Source organism: Streptomyces sp. NPDC002889, assembly GCF_042888425.1.
GTDB lineage: Bacteria > Actinomycetota > Actinomycetes > Streptomycetales > Streptomycetaceae > Streptomyces.
On sequence record NZ_JBIAPT010000009.1, the window covers coordinates 226226 to 249436 of the forward strand.

The window sequence follows — 23211 nt, forward strand, 5'->3', positions numbered from 1 at the left end:
CGGGCCGATGCCCGCCTCGTGACTGCCGGGCGGCTGCCGCCGAACGGCCCGGCTGCGGGCCCGCCCGTGTGCGAGCACGGACTACGCGTGCCCCCTGAGCCTCCGGGCATCCGTGGAGACACCGGGAAATCCGGATCGGGGCGGCAGCCGACCGCGGCGGCACCCGATCGGCATCGCGCATGCCCGGTACGGCGCAGACCTGAAGGGCAGGAGCACGGTGCTCGCCGCACCGGCCGGCGCTTCGACCGTGGGAAACACGCTCGTACCGGTCCACGCGACGTCCCACGCTCCGGCGGATCCACGACCGTGTGTCCACGTCCGGGTCGGCGCTCGGAGGGCTGCCGAAGGCGTCAGCTCCTCGAGGAATCGACGAGATGTGGGCCGCATCCCGGACAGCAGATTGAGACAGGGCCGCACGGGCTGCGTATCGACTCACAACGAAACAGCTAAGCCCGACCCGTGCCGCCCGGATCCCCGGTCAGAGACCCGTCTCTGCGGCCCCTGTCCGACATGTGTGCGTATCCATCCACAAGAGACATCGCTGGCCTGTCCGCGACAAGACATTCCACGGACGTTGGTTGAGGAGGACTGCCGGTGGAATTCGACGACACCGAACCTCAGCGAGCTCACAGTCCAGGTCCTGATCTCGCACAAGAGATACGGGACTCCTTCCAGCTCGTGCTGGACGCCTTGGACGCCGCACGCGCCGATCTCTACGCGGTCGACGAGCAGCAGGGCCGGCCCGAGTCCCCGCCGCCGTCCTGGCAGCAACCCCGCGAACCGGCCGGGGACGCAGGCTTCACTCGTCCGGGCCCGTCCCTGTCCCTGTTCCCGGCTCCGCCTCCACCCGGAGGGACAGAGCCGCTGGAGCCTGGGCCCGAGTGCCGGGATCCGGACCCTCCGCACGCCGTTGAGCCGTACGGGATGGAGCCGCTGCGGACCGGTGACGTACGGCAGGTCGACGCTCCGGAGGATGTCGTGGGGGAGCCGCAGAGGTTGCGCGGCCCGCTTCTGGAGCCTGTTCCGCCCCCGTCGGTGGGAACGCCGTGGCCTTTGCGAAAGCCGCCGATGGCGAGCGGCGCAGGCCCCGCGTACGCCGCACCGCCGCTGATCGTCCCTCCCCCGCAGGAGGGCGCGCGCGGCCGGACCGGCCCGCGCCCCTACGCCGAACGGCCGGCTGTCCCCGGGCTCCCGGCCCCGGCCTCGGAGGATCCACCGCCACCGCCACCCGTCCACGCGCGCGCGCACGCGAGGAACAGAAGCCGAGGATGGCGCCGCTTCACCGAGCGGCGGGACACTCGCCTTGCCGGAATCTTCGGACTGGGCGCCGTGAGCGGACTGATCCTCGCCTCTTCGCTGCTCGTCGGCGACAACAACCCCGCACCGGCGGCCCCCTCCGCCCCCTCCGAACAACTGGGCCGGCCGCCGCTGTCCGAAGACCCCGCTCCCGCGCTCCCCGAGATCCCGGGCACGGGCCGGCCGCCGCTTCCCGAAGACCCCGCTCCCGCGCTCCCCGAGATCCCGGGCACGGGCGTGCTGCGCCAGGGCGACAGCGGCCATGGGGTATACGAGTTGCAGGTCCGCCTGCTCCAACTCCCGAACGTGTACGACCGCGGCGCCATCGACGGTCGCTACGACACGGAGGTCCGAGCGGCCGTGGCGAGGTTCCAGCAGCGGTACGGCGTCAGCGGTGACGAGACGGGTGTGTACGGCGACAACACGCGCCACGCCCTCATGTTGCGAACCAAGTAGCAGGACTCCGTCGGGTCGGCGCGGGTCGGGGTGGGCGGTGCTACCCGGCTGTCGATGACCGCGTCGCCGGACGGCCCGCAGGTGGGGACAGCGATTGCCGGTGGAGCGGGACGGGTGCAAGAACCCGCTGTTCGCTGTGCATGTGCCAGTGATGGCGGGCGCCGTCCCCACGCCGGTGAACTGCCCGCAGCGGCAAGGCCGTTACTTGCCGCCTCCGCGTTCGGCTGCGAGGATCACATGATCGAAGAAGCCGGGAACCGACCACCCAGGGGAGCCTCCATGACCGGGATCGAGCCGGCCGCCACGCGCATCGACACCAGCAGGCCGCATCCGGCCCGCGTGTACGACTGGTTCCTCGGCGGCAAGGACAACTACCCGGTCGACGAGGAGCTCGGCCGGCACATCATGGGGATCGACGAGACGGCCAAGTACGTGGCCCAGACCAACCGCTGGTTCATGCAGCGGGTCATCCGCTGGTTGGCGGGGCAGGCCGGGGTCCGGCAGTACCTCGACATCGGTACGGGCATCCCGACCGAGCCCAATCTGCACCAGATAGCCCAGGCTGTCGCCCCCGAGTCCCGCATCCTCTACACCGACAACGACCCGATCGTGCTGACGCACGCGGAGGCGTTGCTGCGCAGCACCCCGGAGGGCGTGACCGACTACATCCAGGCGGATGTGCGTGAGCCGGACCGCATCCTCGAACAGGCCTGCAAGAGCCTCGACTTCGACCGGCCCGTCGCGCTGTCGCTGGTGGCGCTTCTGCACTTCATCGGCGACGACGACGCGCCCCACGACCTGGTGAAGCGGCTCGTGGACGCCCTGCCGGCCGGCAGCTATCTGGTCCTGTCGCAGCTCACCGCCGACTTCGACCCGACCGCCGTCCGGCGCGGCGTGCAGATGTACGCGGCGTCCGGCGTCACTCTCGCCGCGCGCAGCCGCGCCGAGGTCGCCCGCTTCTTCGACGGGCTCGAGATCGTGGAGCCCGGCATCGTCCAGTTGACCGACTGGCACCCCGAGCTCGGCGTCGACGAGGTCGAGAACGAGGATGCGGTGGTCTCGCTGTACGGCGCAGTGGGCCGCAAACCGTAGCGGGGCGGCATCGCGTGGCATGGCCGCGTGGGTACAGAGGGTGGGATGAAGCGGGTGGGATGAACCGCGCGGGATGAAGCAGGTGGCGGGAAAACGGGGTGCGGGGGACGCGCCCCCCAAATTCTGCTTATGATCCGCTCGTGTTCGATTCCCGGCACATCAAGACGTTCCATGAAGTCGTCAGAACGGGCTCGTACTCGGCGGCCGCCCGCGCGCTCGGCTACACCCAGCCCGCGATCACCCAGCAGATGAAAGCCCTCGAACGGGAGGTCGGCAGCCCCCTGTTCATCAGGGCCGGACGCGGGCTGCGCCTCAGCGAGGCGGGCGAGGCGCTGTCCCGGCACGCCGCGGCAATCCTCGGCAGCATGTCCGCGGCCCAGGAGCAGATCCACGCGCTGACCCGGCTGCGCGCCGGACGCGTACGTGTCTGCGCGTTCCCCAGCGCCCACACCACGATCGTCCCCGAGACCATGGCCCGGCTCGCCGCGCGCCACCCGGGGGTCCGCGTCGACCTGCTGGACGACGAGCCGCCCGAGTCGCTGCAGCGCCTCGTACGGGGGGAGTGCGACATCACGCTCGCCTTCACCTATCCCGGCCTGCACGAGTATGTGCCGGACGAGCTGGTGGAGATCCCGCTCCTCGAGGACCAGTTGACCGTGCTGCTGCCGGCCGGGCATCCCCTGGCGCGCCGCCGCACGGTGCAGCTGACGGATGTGGCGCAGGAGCGCTGGATCGCCGGATGCCTGCGCTGCCGCGCCAACCTCCTGCACGAGTGCGCCGAACAGGGCTTCGCACCGGAGATCGCCTTCACCACCGACGACGGTCTCGCTCTGCAGGCCATGGTCGCGGAGGGGCTGGGTGTGGCCATGGTCCCAGCCCTCGTACTGAACTTCCTGTGCCACCCCCGCGTCACCGGGCGGCCGTTGCAGCCGGCCTCGCGGCGCAAGGTCTTCGCATACGTTCTGCGCGAGCATCTGCGCATACCCGCGACCGCGCTCGTCCTGGAGGAGCTCAAGACCGTTGCCGCCAACAAGAGCGGCTGCTGACTGGCGCGAACGTCCATAAGCGGCGCTTGGGGAGGGCGAAGAGAACGTCGTTGGACGCCACGGGCCGCACCGCTCGACGCTGCCCGTATGAACACCGCCGCCGCCCCCCGGACCACTCACCGCCTCGATGCGCTGATCTCGGATGTGCGCGATGCCGTAGGACGCGGACTGCCGCCCGATCCCACGGCGTATCTGGTCGGTGAATGCCTGGCGCCCCACCTGGGCGCGCGGGATCTGCTCACCGTGGAGCAGTGCGAGAGCGACCCGGCGCGCTACCGACAGCATCTGCTGCACGCCGAGCCCGACGGCAGCTTCTCCGTCGTCGCGCTGGTCTGGCTGCCCGGCCAGGGGACCTCCGTGCACGACCACGTGTCCTGGTGCACCACAGGGGTCCACCAGGGAACCGAGCACGAAAGGCGCTACCGTCTCCTCCCGGCCACCGCAGCGGGTGCGCCGGCCCGGCTCGTCGCCACCCAGGACGTGGTCAACGCCCCTGGCGACGTCTGCGGATTCGCGCCGCCCGGAGACATCCACCGGGTCTGGAACGCCGGTGACGGTACCGCGATATCCCTCCATGTCTACGGCGCCGACATCTCCCGGCTCGGCACCAGCGTCCGCCGCGTCTACGAACTGCCGGCCGACCGGTAATGGCGCTTCTCAAGGAGCGCCCCGCCCGCACCACCCGGACGGCGCGGCCCCTCACCCTGCCCGGGCTCGCGCTCGCCACGCTCGGTGTAGCCGCCGCCTGGTCGGTGCACCGGCTCCTGCCCGGCGTCCCGATGCTCACCGTGGCCGTGGTGCTCGGCATCGTCGCCGCTCATCTGCCCCGTGTACGCGGCGCGGTACGGGGAGCGGGCCGGCCGGGCCTGTCGTACGCCGGCAAGCGGCTGATGCGTCTCGGGATCGTCCTGCTCGGACTGAAACTGGGCCTGGACGACATACGCGGACTCGGGTGGGCGAGCGTCACCATGGTGCTCGGCGTCGTCATCGCCACCCTTCTCGGTACGTGGTGGCTGGGCCGGCGGATGGGACTGCCCGGCGACCAGCCGCTGTTGATCGCCACCGGATACGCGATCTGCGGGGCGTCCGCGATCGGCGCGGTGAGCGAGGCGACGGACAGCGACGAGCGTGATGTGGCCACCTCCGTTGCGCTGGTGACGCTGTGCGGCACGCTCGCCATCGCCGTACTTCCGCTGCTGCAGGGGCCATTGGGGCTCGACGACGCACAGTTCGGGCGCTGGGCCGGGGCGAGCGTGCACGACGTCGGGCAGGTGGTGGCCACCGCACAGACAGCCGGTCCCACGGCGCTCGGCGAGGCGGTCCTGGTCAAGCTGATGCGGGTGGCGCTGCTCGCCCCGCTCGTCGCCGCGGTGGCGCTGTCGGTTCGGCACCGGCGGCAGGCGGCGAGGACGGCAACCGCCCCCGGACGGGCACGGGTTCCGCTCGTCCCGCTGTTCGTCGTCGGCTTCCTCGCCATGGTGGCGCTACGCAGCACCGGCCTGTTGCCGGCCGTTGCCCTCGACGCGGCGCACACGGCGCAGGAACTCCTGCTGGCCGCCGCGCTGTTCGGACTCGGCAGCGCGGTGGACCTGCCCTCCCTGGTCCGCACCGGCGGCCGCGTCGCCGCGCTCGGCCTGTGCGCCTGGGCGGTCGTGGCGGGGGTGTCGTACGGCGGAGTGCTCCTGGTGACGGGCTGAGGACTCACTCAGGACGCTGGGCGCGCGCCCGCGCCAGGTTCTGCCGGGACTGCGACTCCAGCTTGCGCCGGGCCCGCGAGACATGCTGTTCCACCGTACGCGGCGACAGATGCAGCGTGGCCGCGATCTCCCGGTTGGTGAGCCCGGTCGCCGCCAGATCGGCGACCTCCTGCTCGCGCGGAGAGAGCTGGTCCCCGTAGCTGGGGCGGCCGCGCGGGCGCTGCTCCTCGACGGGCTGGTGGGAGCGCAGTACGGCGCGGATCCGGGCCGCGTCCCACACCGCGCCCATGTCGCTCAACTGCTGCACGCAGGAAGCGAGTTCCTCGACAGCGGAGGCAGCGCCCGGATCGGAGGCGAGGGTGCAGCGGGCGGCGCCCTCCGTGGTCATGATCGAGGAGTACGGACGGGGCAGCCCCGCGTACACCGTCGCGGCCCGGCGGAACAGGGGACCTGCCGTGTCCCACTCGCCGTCCTCCTCGGCCAGCAGCGCCCGGCACCAGTGCAGGGCCGCGGACGACGAAGGAGCCTGGCGGCCCTCGAGACCGGCGGCGAACTCGGCGACCATCTTCTGCGCCGTCTCGCGTCTGCCCGCGCGCAGCGTCGCCTCCACCGCCCAGGGCGCCAGCTCCGCCGCCCACACCCATACGCCCTTGTCCCGCAGACGGTCCCAGGCCAGCGACGCCTCCGACACCGCCGTCTCCACGTCGTCGCGGTTCAGGGCCAGGCGGATCAGGGCGCCCGAGGCAGCCGCCGCGTGCGGCACCGCGGAGCCCTCGGGGCCGGTGGGCCCCTTTTCCGCCAGCCAGGCCGTCGTCTGCTGCCATTCGCCGCGGGCCAGCGTCAGCAGACCGAGCACGATGCGGGCATCGGCGGCGGGCCCCGGCATGGTGTCCGCCTCGGCCAGGAACGACCGGGCCCGGGCGGACAGATCCGACCAGTTGCCCTCGGCCCAGTCCAGGAGCAGCGCCGTGCCCCGGGCGCCCTGCTCCACATAGGAGGCGCCGCCCCGTGTGGCGAGCTCCAGGCCCTCCCTGAGCAGTTCGCGGGAGCGGCCGAGATGTCCGAGCCACAGCGCACCGTCCGCGGCGTTGCACAGACCGCGCGCGACATGCTGCTGCTGGACCGGTTCGCCCGTGTCCTTCGGCAGCCGTTCCAGTACCTGCCAGGCCGCCGGATCCCCGACGTACATCAGTGCCCCGGCCCGGTTGGCGGTCACCGCCGTCACAGCCTCGGCGTCGCCGCTGTCGGCGGCCGCCTTCTCGGCCCGGTGCAGCCAGTACAGGTTCCGCTCCAGCGGGACCGCCGGCAGCAGGGGCATCGCCAGGGCCGACATGGCGCGCGCGGCCAGTACGGGGCGCTCCTCGAGTTCCTCCACCGCCTGCTGGAGTTCCAGCCAGCCCTGCAGCCCCGCGACGGCCTGGTTGCACAGCACCAGCCCCAGGTCGAGGCGGATCTCACCGCGCACGGCGGCCGGCAGCGACTGCTCGTCCAGGATCTGCCGCAGCACGGTCACCGTCTGGTCGGAACGCAGCCCGAGTACGGCGCTGTGTGCCAGCAGGGGGGCGAGGCGGGCGCGCGCCCCGAGCGGGACGGTCGTACGGGAGAGGGTGTCCTCCAGCAGATCGATCGCCGCCTGGTGGTCGCCCGCCGCCTGGCATTGGAGCGCGGCCTGTTCCACCGCCCGCAGCCAGCCGCGTACCTGGCCGCCGTGTCTGCGGTGACGGGCCAGCCGCACCCAGGGCACGGGCTGGCGGTGGGCGAGCACGGCGGCGGCCCTCAGGTGCATCTGACCGCGCAGCGGCCCGGGGGCCTCCCTGTACACGGCCCGGGCGGCCATCGGGACGAAGAAGCCGTACATGCCCTGGTCGTCCTCCGTCAGCACGCCTGCGCGCAGGGCGGCTATCAGGGCGCGGGTGCCCTCGTCGCTTTTCAGGCCCGCCACGGAGATGAGCTCGGATGCCTCCACCGGTTCGTCGAGAACGGCCGCCGCCCACACGACGGGCCGCAGCCGCTCCTTCAGCGCGGCGCTACGACCCAGTGCAAGGTCGGCCAGGCGGGGCGGCACACCGACGGCGTCCAGGTCGCGGACCGAGTACCGCTCCCGGTCCTCGCCCGACTCGCGCAGCAGCCGCACCAGGTCGGTGACCACCTGGGCCACACCCCCGGAACGCTCATGGATCCGCGCGACCAGCTCCGAGGGGCAGCGCTCGCCACCGAGCCCCTCCTCGACCACCTCGCGCACCTGCTCCGTGCCGAGCGGGTCGAGCCGCAGCCGCAGCACGGACATCGCGGCGGGGAAATGGGCGCCGCGGCCCAGTACGAGTCCGGGCTCGCGCAGCTCCTCCGGCCGGTAGGTCAGGGCCACGGCGAGCCCGGCGGGCGGCCGCTCCAGCAGTCGGCGCAGCAGGCCGACGGAGTTCCGGTCGGCACGGTGGACGTCCTCGGCGACCAGGAGGACGCGGTCCCCGCGCGCTTGCAGCGATGCCAGGGTCGCGGGGAGTTCCGGCAGCTCGTGCGCCTCGGTGTCCGGCGCGGGCCTGGGCCGATCGGGGTTGCGGGGCGGGGGAGGGGCGGTGCGGGCGGCGGGGGAGGAACCGGTGGGAGAGGACACGGCGGGGGAGGCGGTGACGGTCGAGGGGAAGGGACGCCGCTTCACCGTCGTACCGCTGGAGGAGAACGACACCATCACGCTGTGTGCGGGCGTGCCCGCGGCGCTCGGTGTGTGCAGGGCCGCGTCCAGCAGCCGCGTCACCAGCCGGGATTTTCCGGTACCGGCCGCTCCCTCGATCAGCAGTAGCGCGGGGTCGGTGGCGTCGTCGGCGTCGGCGGCGAGGACACGCGTCAGCCATCGTTCGCCTGCTGCGTCACTCCGCGTGTCCACCACTCACTCTCCTCGGCGTTTCCGGGGCATTTCGATTGTTTACGTATCCGTGTTTCAGTGTCCCTGATTGCTCCGGACGTGCAGGGCCACGAATGTTGAGCTGCCGCAGCAGACCTGCATGGCTGTCGACGGCCCGGAGCAACTCCCGGCCGCTGGACCTACGTAAGGGCGACACGCGCCCAAGCGAACAGGAGCCCAAGTGATCGCCATAGAACGTGCCTCTTACCCGGCGCCCCAACGGGCCGGGCCGTTTGCCCTGCGAAGCCTGGCCCATTGCGCCATGCCCGCTTCGCCGGAGGCCGCGCGCAAACTACGGCGCTTCGCCCGGGCCGTCGCCCGTCGATGGCGGTTGGCCGACCACTTCGACGAGGCACTGTCGGTGATCGTCACCGAGCTGGTGACCAATGTGGTCCTGCACAGCGGTAGCCCCTGGGTGTCCACGCTGATCAGCGTCCGCGGTGACGCCCTGACGGTCGAGGTCATGGACGGCGGCTGCTGGAAGCACCGGGTGGGCCGGCGCAAGGAACCCTTGGACGCGGATGTGATCTGCGGCAGGGGGCTGCGCCTGGTCCACGCCTACGCGACACACACGGTGACACGCCAGATGGAGGCGGGCAGCATCGTGCGCGCGGAGATCGCCCTGCAGGGCGCCGGAGTGGACCTCGGCCGCCGGGGGGCGGCCGGGACCGCGCCGGTGCTGGACGTGTGGCGCTGTTAGACACGGCGCTCGTGCCGAGGCACCCGGCGGGGGTGCCCTCGGTACGCCCCGCGGCGGCAGCGCCCGCCGGGGGCCGACGTCCGGTACGGGCGGGCGGCTCCCGCTGCATGGCCGGGCCTGCGGCGCAGGCCCGTCGATCTCCTGGCCCTCCTCAGCTCAGCAGCGTCGGCGCCGCGCGGTCCATGGCCGCCGAGACCCGCTCCCACGTCTGCGTGTCCCGTTGCACCGCCGGCAGTTCCGTCGACCCGTTCCTCTGCCACCCGGCGGCAAGTGCCACCGGGTCCGTGTCCGTCGCAGCGGCCGCCGCCAGTGCCGCCGCGCCGATCGCGACCGGTTCGCTGTTCCGAGGGATCACCACAGAGCGGCCCGACAGGCGGCGGACCGTCTCCACCCAATGGCGGCCCTTGGCGCCGCCACCGACCAGGCGCAGCGCCCGGCCTGCCGTCTCGGGGGCGGCAGGATCCAGGCCGCAGGCGCGCAGGACCTCGTCGAGGGCCCGCAGCACCGTAACGACCGCGCCCTCGTAGGCCGCGCCGAGGATCTGTTGGCGGGTCGTCGTGTGCCGCAGGCCCGTGAGCAGGCCGGAGGCGCCCGGAAGATCCGGTGTGCGCTCCCCGTCGAGGTACGGCAGCAGGACGACGTCCCCGCCCGCCTCGGCGGCCTCACGGTCCAGGCCGAGCAGGGTGGCGACCTTGTCCACGGCGAGCGTGCAGTTCAGGGTGCAGGCCAGCGGCAGGTAGGTGCCGTCCGCCGCCGCGAACCCGGCGAGCGCCGTGGACGCGGGGCGGGTGCGGGTCGCGGCGAAGACCGTGCCGGACGTGCCGAGGCTGAGGACGGGGTGGCCGAGCAGCCCCGCCCCGCCGAGTCCGAGCCCGACCGCGGCGGCCATGTTGTCGCCCGTGCCGGCGGCGACCGCGATACCGGCGGGCAGCCCGAGTCCGGCCGCGGCCCCGGTGGTCAGCGATCCGATGCGGGTGCCGCCCGTCGCCGCGACCGGGGGCAGCAGCGCGGCGTCCAGCCCGACCAGGTGGAGGAGCTCGGGGTCGTACGCGCCGGTCGCGGTGGAATACCAGCAGGTGCCCGAGGCATCCCCGGGATCGGTGGCCGCGACGCCCGCGAGTCGTTCGGTCAGGAAATCGTGGGGCAGCCGTACCGCGGCCGCCGCCTTGGCCGCGGCCGGTTCGTTCTCCCGCAGCCACTGCCACTTCGCGGCCGTCATGGAGGCGACCGGCACCGAGCCCGTACGGGCCGTCCAGGCATCCGGGCCGCCGAGCGCCTCGGTCAGCGTGGCGGACTGCGGGGCGGAGCGGGTGTCGTTCCACAGCAGCGCGGGGCGCAGCGGGGTCCCGGCCCGGTCGAGCACGACCAGGCCGTGCTGCTGTCCGGCGACCGCGATGCCGGTGACGTCCGACGGCCTCAGCCCCGACTGCTTCAGCCCGGCGGCCACGGCCTGGCGCAGGGCGCGCCACCACACCTCGGGGTCGGTCTCCCGCGCGCCGTCCGCGCCGCTGACGTGGTGCGGCGCCCTGCCGACGGCGAGGAGCTCGCCCGTGGCGACGTCGGTGAACGCCGCCTTGGTGGACTGGGTCGAGCTGTCCACTCCGATGACCACCGCGTTCGACGGCATTGCCGCATCTCTCCCTCCGGCTGGCCCCACGTATTTGGCGGAACAGGAAACAAATTACGTCACCCTGCCTCCGAGGAACAGGTGTGGAGTGCTTCTGTCGCGAGTTCGGGGCGTGCATTATTAGTAAGGCATCGAAACAAAACGACTGATCCAAGGCGGTCATGGCGATGACGGAACGCTTCACCCCCACCTCGGACGACAAGTTCAGCTTCGGGCTGTGGACCGTCGGCTGGCAGGGCAGGGACCCGTTCGGGGACGCGACCCGGCCCGCCCTCGACCCCGTCGAGTCCATCCAGCGCCTCGCCGCCCTCGGCGCCTACGGGGTGACCTTCCACGACGACGACCTGATCCCCTTCGGAGCGGGCGAGGCCGAGCGCGAGGCGCACATCAAGCGCTTCCGGCAGGCGCTGGACGCCACCGGACTGACCGTGCCGATGGCCACCACCAACCTCTTCACGCACCCCGTCTTCAAGGACGGCGGCTTCACCGCCAACGACCGCGACGTGCGCCGGTACGCGCTGCGCAAGACGATCCGCAACATCGACCTCGCCGCCGAGCTCGGGGCGCAGACATACGTCGCATGGGGCGGGCGCGAGGGCGCCGAATCCGGCGCGGCCAAGGACGTGCGCGCCGCGCTCGAGCGTATGAAGGAGGCCTTCGACCTCCTGGGCGAGTACGTCACCGAACAGGGCTACGCGCTTCGCTTTGCCATCGAACCCAAGCCCAACGAGCCGCGCGGCGACATCCTGCTTCCCACGGTCGGCCACGCCCTCGCCTTCATCGAGCGCCTCGAACGGCCCGAGCTGTACGGCGTGAACCCGGAGGTCGGCCACGAGCAGATGGCCGGGTTGAACTGCACCCACTCCATCGCGCAGGCGCTGTGGGCGGGCAAGCTCTTCCACATCGACCTCAACGGCCAGAGCGGTATCAAGTACGACCAGGACCTGCGCTTCGGCGCGGGCGATCTGCGCTCGGCGTTCTGGCTGGTCGACCTGCTGGAGACGGCGGGCTACGACGGCCCGCGGCACTTCGACTTCAAGCCGCCGCGCACGGAGGACTCCGGCGGCGTGTGGGCGTCGGCGGCCGGATGCATGCGGAACTACCTGATCCTGCGGGAGCGGGCGGCGGCCTTCCGCGCCGACCCGGAGGTCCAGGAGGCCTTGCGGGCGGCCCGCCTCGACGAGCTGGCGCGCCCCACGGCCCAGGACGGCCTGGCGGGTCTGCTCGGCGACCGCGCGGCGTTCGAGGACTTCGACGCGGGGGCGGCGGGGGAGCGGGGCATGGGGTTCGAGCGGCTGGACCAGCTGGCGATGGACCACCTGCTGGGCGTCCGCTGACCCTGCGCGCCGCGCCGCCCCTCATCCGGGCCCGCGCGCCCCATCCGGGCTGTGCCGAGCTGTCGGCGCGGTCCGTGCGGTGCGCGGCTGCCGCGGGCGCTCCGGCAGCCGGGGCGGGTCGGCCGGGAGGCTGTGCGCCAACGGGTTCGGTTCCCCCGCCCCGCCCTCCCCCGCGGCCTGGCGGGGTGGGGAGGTACCTCCCCACCCCGAACCGGGGCTCCGCACCTTGACCCGGCCGGTCACCGGGGCGGCGCGGTGCTGTCGCGTCAGTGCGACTCGCGGTGGGCGTACGCCACCGGGTCCGCCAGGACGTCCTGGACCACCAGGGCCGCGGCGCCGCGCGCCGCGTCCGCCGCCGGGGAAGAGGCGCGCACGCGGCCGCTGTCTCCCGGCCACAGGCCCGACACCACCCGGTCCGCGAGTTCGGCGCCGACCGGTGGGGCGAGCCAGGGGAAGAGGGGGCGGTAGATGCCGCCCAGGATCACCGCGTCCGGGTCGAAGAGGTTCACCGCGCCCGACAGGACGCGGCCGAGCGTCAGGCCCGCCTGGGTCAGGGCCGAGACCGCGGGCCTGTCGCCCTCGCGGGCGCGGAGTTCCAGTTCCGCGACGCCCGCCGCGCCCGCGCGTTCGTCGATGCCCGCTGCCCGCAGAAGCGCCGACTGGCCCGCGTACTGCTCCAGGCAGCCGCGTGCACCGCAGCGGCAGCGGGGGCCGTCCGCCGCGACCGGTACATGTCCGATCTCGCCGGCGAACCCGTTGGCTCCGCGCAGCAGTTCGCCGTCCAGCACCAGCGCGCCACCGACTCCGATCTCGCCGGTCAGGTACAGGAAGCTGCGCAGGTCGCCGAGACCGCCGAACCAGAGCTCGGCCAGCGCCGCCAGATTCGCCTCGTTCTCCGAACGCACCGGCAGTGCGGGGAGGGCGGGCCGCAGCGCGTGCAGGGCCTCGGCGAAGGGTGCCCCCGCCTCGACTCCGATCCAGCCGAGGTTGGGCGCCTGACGGACCGTGCCTGCCGCGATCAGCCCCGGCAGCGCCAGCGCCGCTCCGACCGGCCGCAGTTCCTGCTCGGCTGCCGAGGCCAGGGCGCGGGCCGCGATCCCGGCGGCACGGCCCAGCACCTGGGCGGGCGGCGTGCCCCGGTTGTCGAGATGCTCCACCAGCCGCACCCGGTCGGTGCCGGCCAGGTCCACCACACATACCGCCACATAGTCGACGTTGATCTCGACGCCGACGCCCGCGACGCCGGTGCGGGCCACCTTCAGCACGGTGCCCGGCCGTCCGGCCTGGCCGCTGAAGGTCTTGCCGGACTCGGACAGAAAGCGGCTGTCCAGCAGCTGTTCGACCAGCGAGGAGACGGCGGCCCGGGTCAGCCCGACCCGGGCCGCGACCCCGGCGCGGGTCATCTCGACCTCGTCGCGGACCGCTCGCAGAACGAGGCTCAGGTTGTGCCGCCGTACCGTCTCCCGGTCGGCCTTCGGTTCCAGCGGGGATCTCCGCCCCGCGTGGCCCGTGTGATTGCCGTTCATATCGGGGCGAGCCTAAGCGATACCGCCGGTACCCCACATCGTGCGTTCCTCCATCATGCGCATGCTGAAGCGGGAAGCGGGAAGCGGGAAGCGGGAAGCGGGAAGCGGGAAGCGGAAGCGGGTGCCGGCCCGGGGCGGGGCCCCCGGCCGTTCCCGGTTCCTCGTCGGTCTGCGGCACGCTCGAACAGCCGGGCCGCCGTCGCCGTCGGCGTCAGCCGGTCGGCGACCGCAGGGTGCGCCTGCCGCGGGCGCGGCCGCCGTACGAGCAGCGATCGCGCGATCGCGGCAGTGGTGACCATCGTTCCGCCCGGCCCCCGCGCATCCCGGGAAGCCGGTCCGGACCGTCCCTGCCTCAGCCCTGGGGCCCCCGGTATCCCAGGGAGGCTTCGATACGGCCGGCGAGTCCGTCGCGCCGCACAGGACCGCGACCGGTCGAACCGGCCAGCCATGAACGGCACTTGCTGCCGAGCAGCAGACCGAAGGTCTCGGCCTCGTTCTCCTCGGCCTGATCGAAGCGGGTCCGGGCGGCGACCCTGAGTACGGCTGCCTGCAGATCGGCCTCGTCCGACAACAGACGGGCGGCGACGGCCGCGCCCTCCACATGGTGGCTGCAGTGCCCGGCCTTCATGTGCCACAACTCATGGCCGAGAATCACCAGTTGGTGGTCGGGGGCGGTGCGCTCCTCGATCACGATCAGATCCTGGTCCGCCATGTCGAGCCACAGACCGCTGGCCGTGCCCGTAGGGAACGAGGCCGTGCGGTAACGGACCGGACGACCACGGTATTTGCTCATGCCCGCGCACAGCGCGGTGTAGAGAGCGGCGGGTTCGGCCGGGGCGGGCAGATCGATTCCGGCAACCAGTTCGCCGCACAGCCGGCGCATGTCTTTGCCTATGCTCACCGCTCTCCTCTCCCCGTCAGCAGCTGTTGAGACACGTACGAATCCAAGCCTGTCCGAAATCAGGGCTCCGTCGGCTTGACGCTCTCCAGGAGCATGTCGAGCCACTCGGTCACCTTGTCGCGGTGTTTGTCGCTGGGCAGCTGGGCCGCGCGCCACGCGATGCCCCGCACACCATGGTCCTGGAGCAGCCGCTCCAACGGGTCGCTGTCGCCACCCGCGTAGTCGTGCAGCAGTCGTTGCTCGGTACGCTGCAGCGCACCGTTGAGCGCGTCGGCGTCCTCCGCGGTCAAGAAGCCCGCGTGGACCTTGAAGAAGCGCTGGATCGCGTCGCAGTGCTCCATGGTCGGGCGGCGGTCGCCGTTGATCAGAGCCCCGGCCTGCTGGCGGGACATGTCGGTGCCGTCGGCGATCTCCTGCTGCGTGTAGCGGCGGCCGTTGGGCTTGAGCCGTGTGGTGCGCAGCAGGTCGAAGCGCTGCAGGAACCGTGCCTGGAGGTCGGGTTCGCCTGCGGGACGCCCAGCGAGCAGGGAGCCGACCACGTCGGCGGGGACTCCCGAGGCCTCGGAGAGCTGATGGACGTCGAAGACCTCGCCATGGCGCAGCCCGAGCTTGTCCGCGAGTTCGGCGACCCGGGCGACCGATGCCGCCAGCGGGCCTGCGGCCGTCGCACCCGGAACCGAGAAGCCGTCTGTCACCAGTAGGTCTCCTAGATCACACGAGGTAGCCCGCACACAAGGGGCTGCCGGGAGATTAACCGTTTCGGGGGAACGCAACCAGCTCTTGCCACAGCTGTGGCGCGAATTGAGCGCTCAGCGGCGCGGAATGCCACGATAGTTGACATGGACTTGTTCGCGGTAGCAGGATCGCCAAGCGGTGTGAAGATCCAAACGGGGCTGCCGCGGCGGGACTTCGAGAGCCTTTGAGAAGGGTGGCGTTCTCGATGACATATGAGGCGGGCGTCGAACGGCCAGGTGTCCACGGACGTCTGGCATGTGCCGGAACCACACGCGGCACGGCCCGTACAAGGCGGCTCGGCGACGTCCTCAGACGGCGCAGGGAGGAACTGGGGCTGAGCCTGGAGGATGTGGCGGCCCGCCTCGACATCAGCGCCTACACGTACGGCACGTGGGAACGCAACCCCGCCCCTGCGTGGTCGGGCGAGACGCTCCGCGCCCTGGTCGTGGCGCTGGAGATGGACGAGCAGCAGGGTGGCCGGCTCCACCGCCTCGCCACGGACCGGGACACGCCCGGCGACTGGAGCACCCCCGTCCGGCCCTCCGGGCCCGTGCCGCCCTCGACGCCCGCGCGCCGCCCCGTGCCCTCGCGTCCGTCCGGCCCGGCCCACCCCCCGGTGCCCGTGCGCCCGCCGGTGGCCGCCCCGTCGACGGCTCCGGCAGACCCGGCCGATCCCGAGACGCAGGCCTATCTGCGCGACTACGCGGTGCTGATGGACGCCATGCCGCTGCCCTCCCTGCTGTTCGACCGGCACTGGGACGTGGCGCACGCCAACCCCGCGTTCGACGCCCTGTTCCGGGGTATCGGGCCGCACCCCACGGCGATGCCGCAGCAGAACTTCCTGCGATTCGCACTGTTCCACCCGGACGCGCCCGCGGTGCTCGCCGAGCACGAGACGGGCTGGTGCCTGCCGCTGATGGCGCAACTGGCGTCCGCTCTCGAGAGCCAGGACGACGACCGTTCGCTTCAGGCCATTCGTGACGACATCGCACAGGATCCGATCATGGACGCGGCCTACACGTGGGGGCTGCCGCACTGGGTGCGCCTGGTCGGCGCGGCCGCCATCCATCACGACGGGGCCGTACGACGGGTGAACCACCCCGATCCGCGGTGGGGACGCACGGACTGTCGCATCGTCGACGAGACGCCAAGGACCCTTCAGGACAAAGGATTCACCAGGATGACGCTGGTGCTGCGCGAGAGCGGCGCGGCCGTGGTGCCGGGTTCGCGCCGGGGCAAGTCGCACCTGCGGGCGGTCTCCGGCGGCTAGGCTCCGGTCCAGTCGCTGACAGCCACCCCCACCTGACGCATAGGAGACTCGCCGGTGAGCGAAGCAGGAGCTCCCCTCGCCGAGACAGTGAGGCGGATCGCCTCACTCGCCCGGGACGCAGGCCGGCCTCGGGGCGACGTGCTCGACATCGCCAGGCTTTCCCACGGCACAGGCATTGCCCTGCGGCCCAACTTCCGCCGCACCGGGGGAGCCACAGCTGAAACGTTTGGTCTGGAGCCGGGGGCCGCACTGCTCCGGTGGCCGGAGGGAACGGCCGCCCCGGCGCCGCGCAACGCGCCGGTACGACGCGTACACGCGGCGCCCGTCCACCGGCAAGGCTGACACGTGCGCAACAACGATTACTACTTTCCCGCCGTCGCTCTCGGCATCGCCTTCACAGCCAAGCTGCCCGGCCTCTTCCGCGGATGGCGCGACCCTCTGGTGCGCTCGGTGTGCTTCCTGGTCTTCGCCGCCGCGATCTGCTTCTTCTTCGCGGCGCCGCCCACCATCCGGGCGGTCAACCGGATCACCGGCATCCCGAACTTCTCGGCGCCGCTGGTCTACTGCGTCATGTGCGCCTTCTCCTGCGCGTGCCTCGTGCTCATCGTGAACTGGCGGGGCGGCCCCCCGGAGACGATCCGGCGCAGTTCACGCAGGTGGCTCTCCTTCTACGCCGTGGCCATCATTGCGCTCGCCACCTTCTTCGCGCTCGGGGACGCTCCGGTGGAGCGGCTGCGCGACCTGGACACGCACTACGCGACCACTCCGTTCATCCGCGAGATGATCGTCACCTATCTGTGCGCACACATGGTTGCGGCCGTCGTGACGACCACCCTGTGCCTGCGCTGGGCGCAGGCCGTGCACGGGTGGCTGCGCGTCGGACTGATCGTGCTCGTGGTGGGGTTCGTCCTCAACCTGCTCTTCGGCGCCGCCAAGCTCACCGCGGTCTTCGCCCGGTGGTCCGGCAAGGACTGGGACACGCTCAGCACCGACCTGGCTCCACCGGTCGCCGCAACAGGAGGCCTGATCGTCACCGTCGGCTTCCTGCTGCCCCTGATCGGCCCGAAGGTCAGTGGTTTCCTTCACGCGTGGATCATGTATCTGCGCCTGGGCACCCTGTGGCGGCAGCTGAAGTCCACTCCCGGAGACCATACGGCGCTGCGAGGCATCCCTTGGTGGTCGGCTCCCGACATGGCGCGGGAGACCGCGATCCACGACGAACTGCTCAGGCTCCAGTCGTATTTCGACGAGGATGTGCGGCTCGCCGCACTCGAGGCGATGCGTGACAAGACCTCGGCCGAGTCCGCGGAGATCGTGTCGCTCGCGGCCATGGTCGCTGCCGCTGTGGACGCGAAGTCGACCATGCCCGATCTGGACACACATGAGGAAACCTCACCCGGAGCACGGGCTCTCGCGGCGGCCCGGGTCGAAAGCCCCGATCTGCTCGTGAAGCTGTCGCGCGCCCTCCGATCCCCCTTCGTCGCCGCCGCACGCAAGGAAGCGGCCCCAACAGGAAGCAGTCCGCGATGACACGCCACTCCCAGCCTGCCGGATCCGCCAAGCCCCGCCGGGCCGTCATCATCGGCGGCGGCATGGCCGGCATGCTCGCTGCGGCAGTTCTCGCCGGCCACGCCGACGAAGTGACGGTCATCGAGCGGGATGCCCTGCCCACGAGGCCCGAACCGCGCAAATCCCTGCCCCAGGCCCGCCACGTCCATGTGCTCTGGTCCGGCGGCGCCCGCGCGTTCGAACAGATCATCCCCGGCATCACCGGCCGCTGGCTGGCCGCGGGGGCACGACGCATACCCCTTCCCACCGGCCTGGTCTCGCTGACCGCGCAGGGCTGGCTCAGACGCTGGCCGGAAATGCAGTACATGATCGCGTGCACCCGTGACCTGCTGGACTGGGTGGTCCGCGAGCACGTCCTCGCGCTTCCCTCGGTCACGGTGCTGCAGCGGCACGAGATGCAGGGCTTCGAGGGCAGTGCCGGCCGGGTGACGGGGGTGCGTCTGCGCACGCCCGACGGCAGCGACATGACCCTCGACGCCGACCTCGTCGTCGACGCCGGCGGCCGCGGGTCGCGGGCCACCGAATGGCTGCGGTCCCTGGGCGTGCACGGGATCAAGGAGGCCGAGGTGGACTCCGGTCTCGTGTACGCCAGCCGCCTCTACCGGGCCCCCGTCGGCAGCGAGGAATTCCCCATCGTCAACGTGCAGTCGGACCCCAATGAGCCGGTACCGGGCCGGACCGCGACGATCGTCCCCGTCGAAGGCGGCCGCTGGCTGGTCACGCTCTCCGGCACCCGGGGAGGCGAACCCTCCCGTGACCCCGACCAGTTCGAAACCTTCGCCCGCTCCGTACGCCACCCCGTCGTCGGCGAACTGATCGCCAGGACCGAACCGCTGTCGCCCGAGGTCACCGTCACGCGCAGCACGGTCAACCGCCGCCACTACTTCGAGAAGGCCCTCACCTGGCCGGAGGGACTCATCGTGATCGGCGACGCGGTGGCCACGTACAACCCCCTCTACGGCCAGGGCATGACGGTGGCCGCGCAAGGCCTTGTCGCACTCGACGGCATCCTTCGCCGTCATGATCTGGGTGTCCCCGGTCTCGCACGCCGCATCCAGCGCGCCATCGCACGTCCCGCAACCGTCGCCTGGGAGCTGGCGACCTCCCAGGACATCCTCTACCCCGGCGCTCAGGGACAGCAGCCGCGGCCCGGGACCGCGGTGGCCAACCGCTACGTCGACCGGCTGGTCCGCACGGCAACCGGTCGCGCCCAGGTCACCCGTGCCTTCCTCGGCGTCATCACCATGTCCGCACCCGTGACGTCGTGGCTGCACCCGGACGTCGTGGCGGCTGTTGTGCGCGGTCCGGGCCGAGGGCTGCTGCCCGGGCCGCCCCTCACGCACGCCGAGCGGAGCGTCGCTGCCGGCCGCCACGGCCAGGCGCCCGAGCCACAGCCCAGTTCCACGCGCTGACCAACCGATACGGGGGTCGGAGCCATGTCCGCTGCAGCGCCCGGAGTCAGCGAGAACACCCACCGCACCCCCTCGCCCGCCCAGGGAGGTGCGGCCGGTGAATGACGGCCTCATCCTCTACATCCCGGCCGTGGTGCTGATCGCCGCTCTGGCCATCAAGCTGCCCTCGCTCCGGCGCACCTGGCACGAGCCCCTGATGCGGTCGGTGTGTGCGCTGCTCCTCGTGGGGTGCGCGGTTCTGTTCCTGGCGGCGCCGCCGACGATCGCCGCGGTAAACGACCTGACCGGGGTCACGAACTTCTCCGCGCCGCTGGTGTACTGCGTCCTGACCGCCTTCAGCGGCTCCTGCATCGTGCTGATCATCAACTGGCGTGGCGGCCCCCCGGAGCAGGTGCGCCGCTCCTCCAGGGCGTGCATGGGCGCGTACGCGTGCGTGAGCGTGGCCATCGTGGTGCTCTTCGCCCTGGGCGAGGCCCCGGTCGAGCGTCTTCGTGACCTGGACACGTACTACGCCAACACCCCGTTCATTCGCGAGATGATCATGATGTATCTCGTCGCACACGCGGTCGGCGGCGTGGTTCTCACCTCCTTGTGCTGGCGGTGGCTCCGTCAGGTCGACGGATCGCTGCGGACGGGGCTGGGGCTGATCGTCCTCGGCGGCTCGCTGGACGTCGGCTACCTGGGGACCAAGTTCATCGCCGTCTTCGCACGGTGGACCGGCCGCGACTGGGACTACCTGAGCACGTACGTCGCCCCTCCGCTGGCGTCCGCGGCCGCCCTGATGGTCGGTCTCGGGTTCATCCTGCCGCTCGTGGGACAGCGGGCCTCCTCGGTCTGGCGCGCCTTCCTGCGGTACCGGCATCTGAGGCCGCTGTGGCTGGAGTTGCAGGGTTCCGTGCAGTCGACGTCCGCCACGATGAAGATCGCGTGGTGGTCGCCCATCGGACTTCGCCTGACGCACCGGGAGGCGGCGATACACGATGGTCTGCTCAGCATCGCCCCGTTCCTCAGTGAGGCCGTGAGGGACCACGTGAGGGCCACAGCGATCTCCCAGGGGCACCCCCGGAGAACGGCCGAGGTGATGGCCGAGGCCGCCATGATCGCCTCGGCGTGCCGGGTGCACGCGGCAACGGACCCGGGGGCACCCGCGTCGGCAAGCGTGCCGGCGCTCCCCGAACTCGCGTACACCGTCGACCCGGACCGCCTGGTCCTTCTGTCCCGCACGGTCCGGCGACGCTCCTTCGTCGTCACCGAGCAGCCCCGGCCCACGCCTGCGGGTGCCGGCCACGAGTGACATCGCGGCCGTCGTGGGACAACGTCTTCCGAGGGGTGGTACGCGCCGTGCACCGGGCCGGGCCGCACGGCCCGCCGGCCTTCCCCCACGCCACCGCAGAGCCGGCCTGCCGGGCCCTACACATATGCCGGGCACGGCGGCAGGCCGGGCCCGGTGAAACTCGAGCTGCCACGCGTAACGTGCCGCAATCGCCCGCGCCGTGCGGGGGAAACGGGGGTCCGCCTCCGGAAGACGGCTGCGACGGTGTTCCGGGAGTTCGTGTGGCTGCGCTCATCGAGGACTACGCACTGATCGGCGACATGCAGACGGCCGCCCTCGTGGCCAGGGACGGCAGTGTCGACTGGTTCTGCCTGCCCCGCTTCGACTCACCCGCGGTCTTCGCCGGACTGCTGGGCACCGAGGACCACGGTTTCTGGCGGCTCGGGCCCGCGCACGCCGGCCCCGCCCCGGTCCCTGCCACCCGCCGCCGCTACCGCGGGGACTCGCTCGTGCTGGAGTCCGAATGGGACACCTCCGAGGGGACGGTCCGCCTGATTGACTTCATGCCGCCCAGAGGCGCAGGGCGCGGTAGACCGGATGCCGCACCCGTTCTCGTACGGATGGTGGAGGGTGTCCGCGGCCGCGTGCGCATGAACTCCGCACTGCGGATGCGCTTCAGCTACGGCCGCATCGTGCCCTGGGTGCAGCGTGAGCACGGGCCCGGCGGACGGGACCGGCTCGTCGCCGTAGCCGGGCCCGACGCCCTGTGGCTGGATGCCGATGTGGACACGTACGGCAGCGATCTGACCACCCACTCCACCTTCCGCGTCGGCCCTGGTGAGCGGGTCGCGTTCACCCTCAGCTGGCAGCCCTCCCACGCGGGCGCCCCGCCGCGCCCCGACGCGGCGGGGCTGCTCACCGGCACCGAACGGTTCTGGTCCGGCTGGACCGGCCAGTGCAGCTACTCCGGCCCCTGGCGCGAGGCCGTCGTCCGCTCCCTGATCACCCTCAAGGCGCTCACCTACGCCCCCACCGGCGGCATCGTCGCCGCACCCACCACCTCCCTGCCCGAGGAGATCGGCGGCGTACGCAACTGGGACTACCGCTACGCCTGGCTGCGCGACGCCGCCATGACCCTGACCGCCCTGCTGCGCACCGGCTACCGCGAGGAGGCCGGGCGGTGGCGCGAGTGGCTGCTGCGGGCCGTTGCCGGAGACGCCCAGAACCTCCAGATCATGTACGGCGTCGCCGGCGAGCGGGAGCTGCAGGAGGCGGAGCTGCCCTGGCTGCCCGGCTACGAGAAGTCCGGCCCCGTCCGTATCGGCAACGGCGCGGCCGGCCAGCTCCAGCTCGATGTCTACGGCGAGGTCGTGGACGCGCTGTGGCTCGGCCAGACCTCGGGGCTCGCCCGCGACGACAGCACCCACATCCTGCAGATGAAGCTGATGAACCATCTGGAGTCCAACTGGAGCGAGCCGGACGAGGGCATCTGGGAAGTGCGCGGCCCGCGCCGCCACTTCGTGCACTCCAAGGTGATGGCCTGGGTCGCCGCCGACCGCACCGTACGCAGACTTGAGCGACTGCCCCTGCAGAGCCCCGTCGACCGCTGGCGCGCGCTGCGCGACGAGATCCACCGGGACGTCTGCGCGCACGGCTACGACGCCGGACGCAACACCTTCACCCAGTTCTACGGCTCCCGGGAACTGGATGCCTCGCTGCTGCTCATCCCGCAGACGGGCTTTCTGCCGCCCGGGGACCCACGGGTGGTCGGCACCATCGAGGCCGTGCAGCGCGAGCTGTGCGACGACGGCTTCGTACGGCGCTATCCCGTGCCCCACGCCGGATCCGACGCGGTGGGCGGTGACGGGCTGCCCGGCGGCGAGGGCGTCTTCCTGGCCTGCTCGTTCTGGCTGGCGCACGATCTGGCGCTGATCGGCCGTGAGGCCGAGGCCCGGCGGCTGTTCGAGCGGCTGCTGGAGCTGCGGACCGACCTCGGGCTGCTGGCCGAGGAATGGGACACCCGGCGCGGCCGGCTCGTGGGCAACTTCCCGCAGGCATTCAGTCATGTGCCGCTGATCGACACCGCTTTACGGCTGTCGTGAGCGCAGGCCCGGGGCCTGCGGCTGGAGTGAGAGTCGAGAGGTACGGCGCATTCTCGTGCGGCACCGGAAAGGTGCGCATTTCGCGCGAAGGAGCAATTCATGGCGTCACCGAGAAAGTTCGTGGTCCGCAAAGTGCTGCGTCCGCTCGGACGTGGACTGATCGCCTACGGGCTGTACTGGGTCTGGATCCCGGGCGTCCGACTTGAGGAAATCATGAACAGCGACCTGTTCCAGCGAGCCGGGAACAAGTGAATTCCTCACTTCCTTCCACAG

The 23211-nt window shown here is 71.9% G+C and carries 18 protein-coding genes; 13 read left to right on the plus strand and 5 right to left on the minus strand.

What is annotated here, in order from left to right:
• The first annotated feature begins 594 nt into the window (after nucleotides 1–594).
• The 5 genes from ACFYWI_RS15960 (at nucleotide 595) to ACFYWI_RS15980 (ending at nucleotide 5587) form a co-directional block, all read left to right on the plus strand.
• The gene (locus tag ACFYWI_RS15960) at nucleotides 595–1752 is read left to right on the plus strand and encodes a peptidoglycan-binding protein (protein ID WP_389231517.1); all 1158 of its coding nucleotides are present in this window, start codon (nucleotides 595–597) and stop codon (nucleotides 1750–1752) included.
• A 279-nt stretch (nucleotides 1753–2031) separates the two neighbouring features.
• A complete protein-coding gene (locus ACFYWI_RS15965) occupies nucleotides 2032–2844 on the plus strand; it encodes an SAM-dependent methyltransferase (RefSeq protein ID WP_389231520.1) in 813 nt (270 codons plus the stop codon).
• 140 nt (nucleotides 2845–2984) lie between these two features.
• Nucleotides 2985–3890, plus strand: coding sequence for a LysR family transcriptional regulator (locus ACFYWI_RS15970; protein WP_389231523.1), 906 nt, complete (start codon nucleotides 2985–2987; stop codon nucleotides 3888–3890).
• Nucleotides 3891–3977: 87 nt separating this feature from the next.
• Nucleotides 3978–4538 (plus strand): cysteine dioxygenase, encoded by a 561-nt coding sequence (locus tag ACFYWI_RS15975; protein WP_389231526.1) that lies wholly within the window; start codon nucleotides 3978–3980, stop codon nucleotides 4536–4538.
• On the plus strand, nucleotides 4538–5587 hold the full coding sequence (locus ACFYWI_RS15980) for a YeiH family protein (RefSeq protein ID WP_389231529.1): 1050 nt from the start codon (nucleotides 4538–4540) through the stop codon (nucleotides 5585–5587). Before ACFYWI_RS15975 ends, ACFYWI_RS15980 begins: the two co-directional genes overlap by 1 nt.
• 4 nt (nucleotides 5588–5591) lie before the next feature.
• Here the strand turns inward: ACFYWI_RS15980 and ACFYWI_RS15985 are convergent, their stop codons facing one another.
• Nucleotides 5592–8468 (minus strand): LuxR C-terminal-related transcriptional regulator, encoded by a 2877-nt coding sequence (locus ACFYWI_RS15985; RefSeq protein WP_389231532.1) that lies wholly within the window; start codon nucleotides 8466–8468, stop codon nucleotides 5592–5594.
• 280 nt (nucleotides 8469–8748) lie between these two features.
• Here ACFYWI_RS15985 and ACFYWI_RS15990 point away from each other — a divergent pair, with 280 nt between their 5' ends.
• The gene (locus ACFYWI_RS15990; protein WP_389231535.1) at nucleotides 8749–9186 is read left to right on the plus strand and encodes an ATP-binding protein; all 438 of its coding nucleotides are present in this window, start codon (nucleotides 8749–8751) and stop codon (nucleotides 9184–9186) included.
• A 151-nt stretch (nucleotides 9187–9337) separates the two neighbouring features.
• On the opposite strand, the gene xylB is transcribed toward ACFYWI_RS15990, so the two are convergent.
• On the minus strand, nucleotides 9338–10813 hold the full coding sequence (xylB, locus tag ACFYWI_RS15995) for a xylulokinase (protein WP_389231538.1): 1476 nt from the start codon (nucleotides 10811–10813) through the stop codon (nucleotides 9338–9340).
• A gap of 167 nt (nucleotides 10814–10980) precedes the next feature.
• On the opposite strand from xylB, the gene xylA reads away from it, so the two are divergent.
• The gene (gene xylA, locus ACFYWI_RS16000; protein WP_389231541.1) at nucleotides 10981–12150 is read left to right on the plus strand and encodes a xylose isomerase; all 1170 of its coding nucleotides are present in this window, start codon (nucleotides 10981–10983) and stop codon (nucleotides 12148–12150) included.
• 266 nt (nucleotides 12151–12416) lie between these two features.
• Here the strand turns inward: xylA and ACFYWI_RS16005 are convergent, their stop codons facing one another.
• The 3 genes from ACFYWI_RS16005 to ACFYWI_RS16015 form a co-directional block, all read right to left on the minus strand.
• Complete coding sequence (locus ACFYWI_RS16005) at nucleotides 12417–13676, minus strand: ROK family protein (protein WP_389231544.1); 1260 nt, start codon at nucleotides 13674–13676, stop codon at nucleotides 12417–12419.
• A gap of 352 nt (nucleotides 13677–14028) precedes the next feature.
• Entirely contained in the window at nucleotides 14029–14559 is a 531-nt protein-coding gene (locus ACFYWI_RS16010; protein WP_389231791.1) for a toxin-antitoxin system, toxin component, read from the minus strand.
• Nucleotides 14560–14636: 77 nt separating this feature from the next.
• Nucleotides 14637–15272 (minus strand): helix-turn-helix domain-containing protein, encoded by a 636-nt coding sequence (locus tag ACFYWI_RS16015; RefSeq protein WP_389231548.1) that lies wholly within the window; start codon nucleotides 15270–15272, stop codon nucleotides 14637–14639.
• Nucleotides 15273–15517: 245 nt separating this feature from the next.
• Between ACFYWI_RS16015 and ACFYWI_RS16020 the strand changes: the two genes are divergently transcribed.
• The 6 genes from ACFYWI_RS16020 (at nucleotide 15518) to ACFYWI_RS16045 (ending at nucleotide 23190) form a co-directional block, all read left to right on the plus strand.
• Nucleotides 15518–16582, plus strand: a complete 1065-nt coding sequence (locus ACFYWI_RS16020) for a helix-turn-helix domain-containing protein (protein WP_389231551.1) — start codon at nucleotides 15518–15520, stop codon at nucleotides 16580–16582.
• A gap of 345 nt (nucleotides 16583–16927) precedes the next feature.
• Nucleotides 16928–18112 (plus strand): MAB_1171c family putative transporter, encoded by a 1185-nt coding sequence (locus tag ACFYWI_RS16025; protein ID WP_389231554.1) that lies wholly within the window; start codon nucleotides 16928–16930, stop codon nucleotides 18110–18112.
• Nucleotides 18109–19563, plus strand: a complete 1455-nt coding sequence (locus ACFYWI_RS16030) for an FAD-dependent oxidoreductase (RefSeq protein ID WP_389231557.1) — start codon at nucleotides 18109–18111, stop codon at nucleotides 19561–19563. Before ACFYWI_RS16025 ends, ACFYWI_RS16030 begins: the two co-directional genes overlap by 4 nt.
• A gap of 97 nt (nucleotides 19564–19660) precedes the next feature.
• The gene (locus ACFYWI_RS16035) at nucleotides 19661–20857 is read left to right on the plus strand and encodes an MAB_1171c family putative transporter (RefSeq protein WP_389231560.1); all 1197 of its coding nucleotides are present in this window, start codon (nucleotides 19661–19663) and stop codon (nucleotides 20855–20857) included.
• A gap of 260 nt (nucleotides 20858–21117) precedes the next feature.
• The gene (locus ACFYWI_RS16040; protein WP_389231563.1) at nucleotides 21118–22938 is read left to right on the plus strand and encodes a glycoside hydrolase family 15 protein; all 1821 of its coding nucleotides are present in this window, start codon (nucleotides 21118–21120) and stop codon (nucleotides 22936–22938) included.
• A gap of 99 nt (nucleotides 22939–23037) precedes the next feature.
• Nucleotides 23038–23190, plus strand: a complete 153-nt coding sequence (locus tag ACFYWI_RS16045; protein WP_389231566.1) for a hypothetical protein — start codon at nucleotides 23038–23040, stop codon at nucleotides 23188–23190.
• Nucleotides 23191–23211 lie beyond the last annotated feature (21 nt).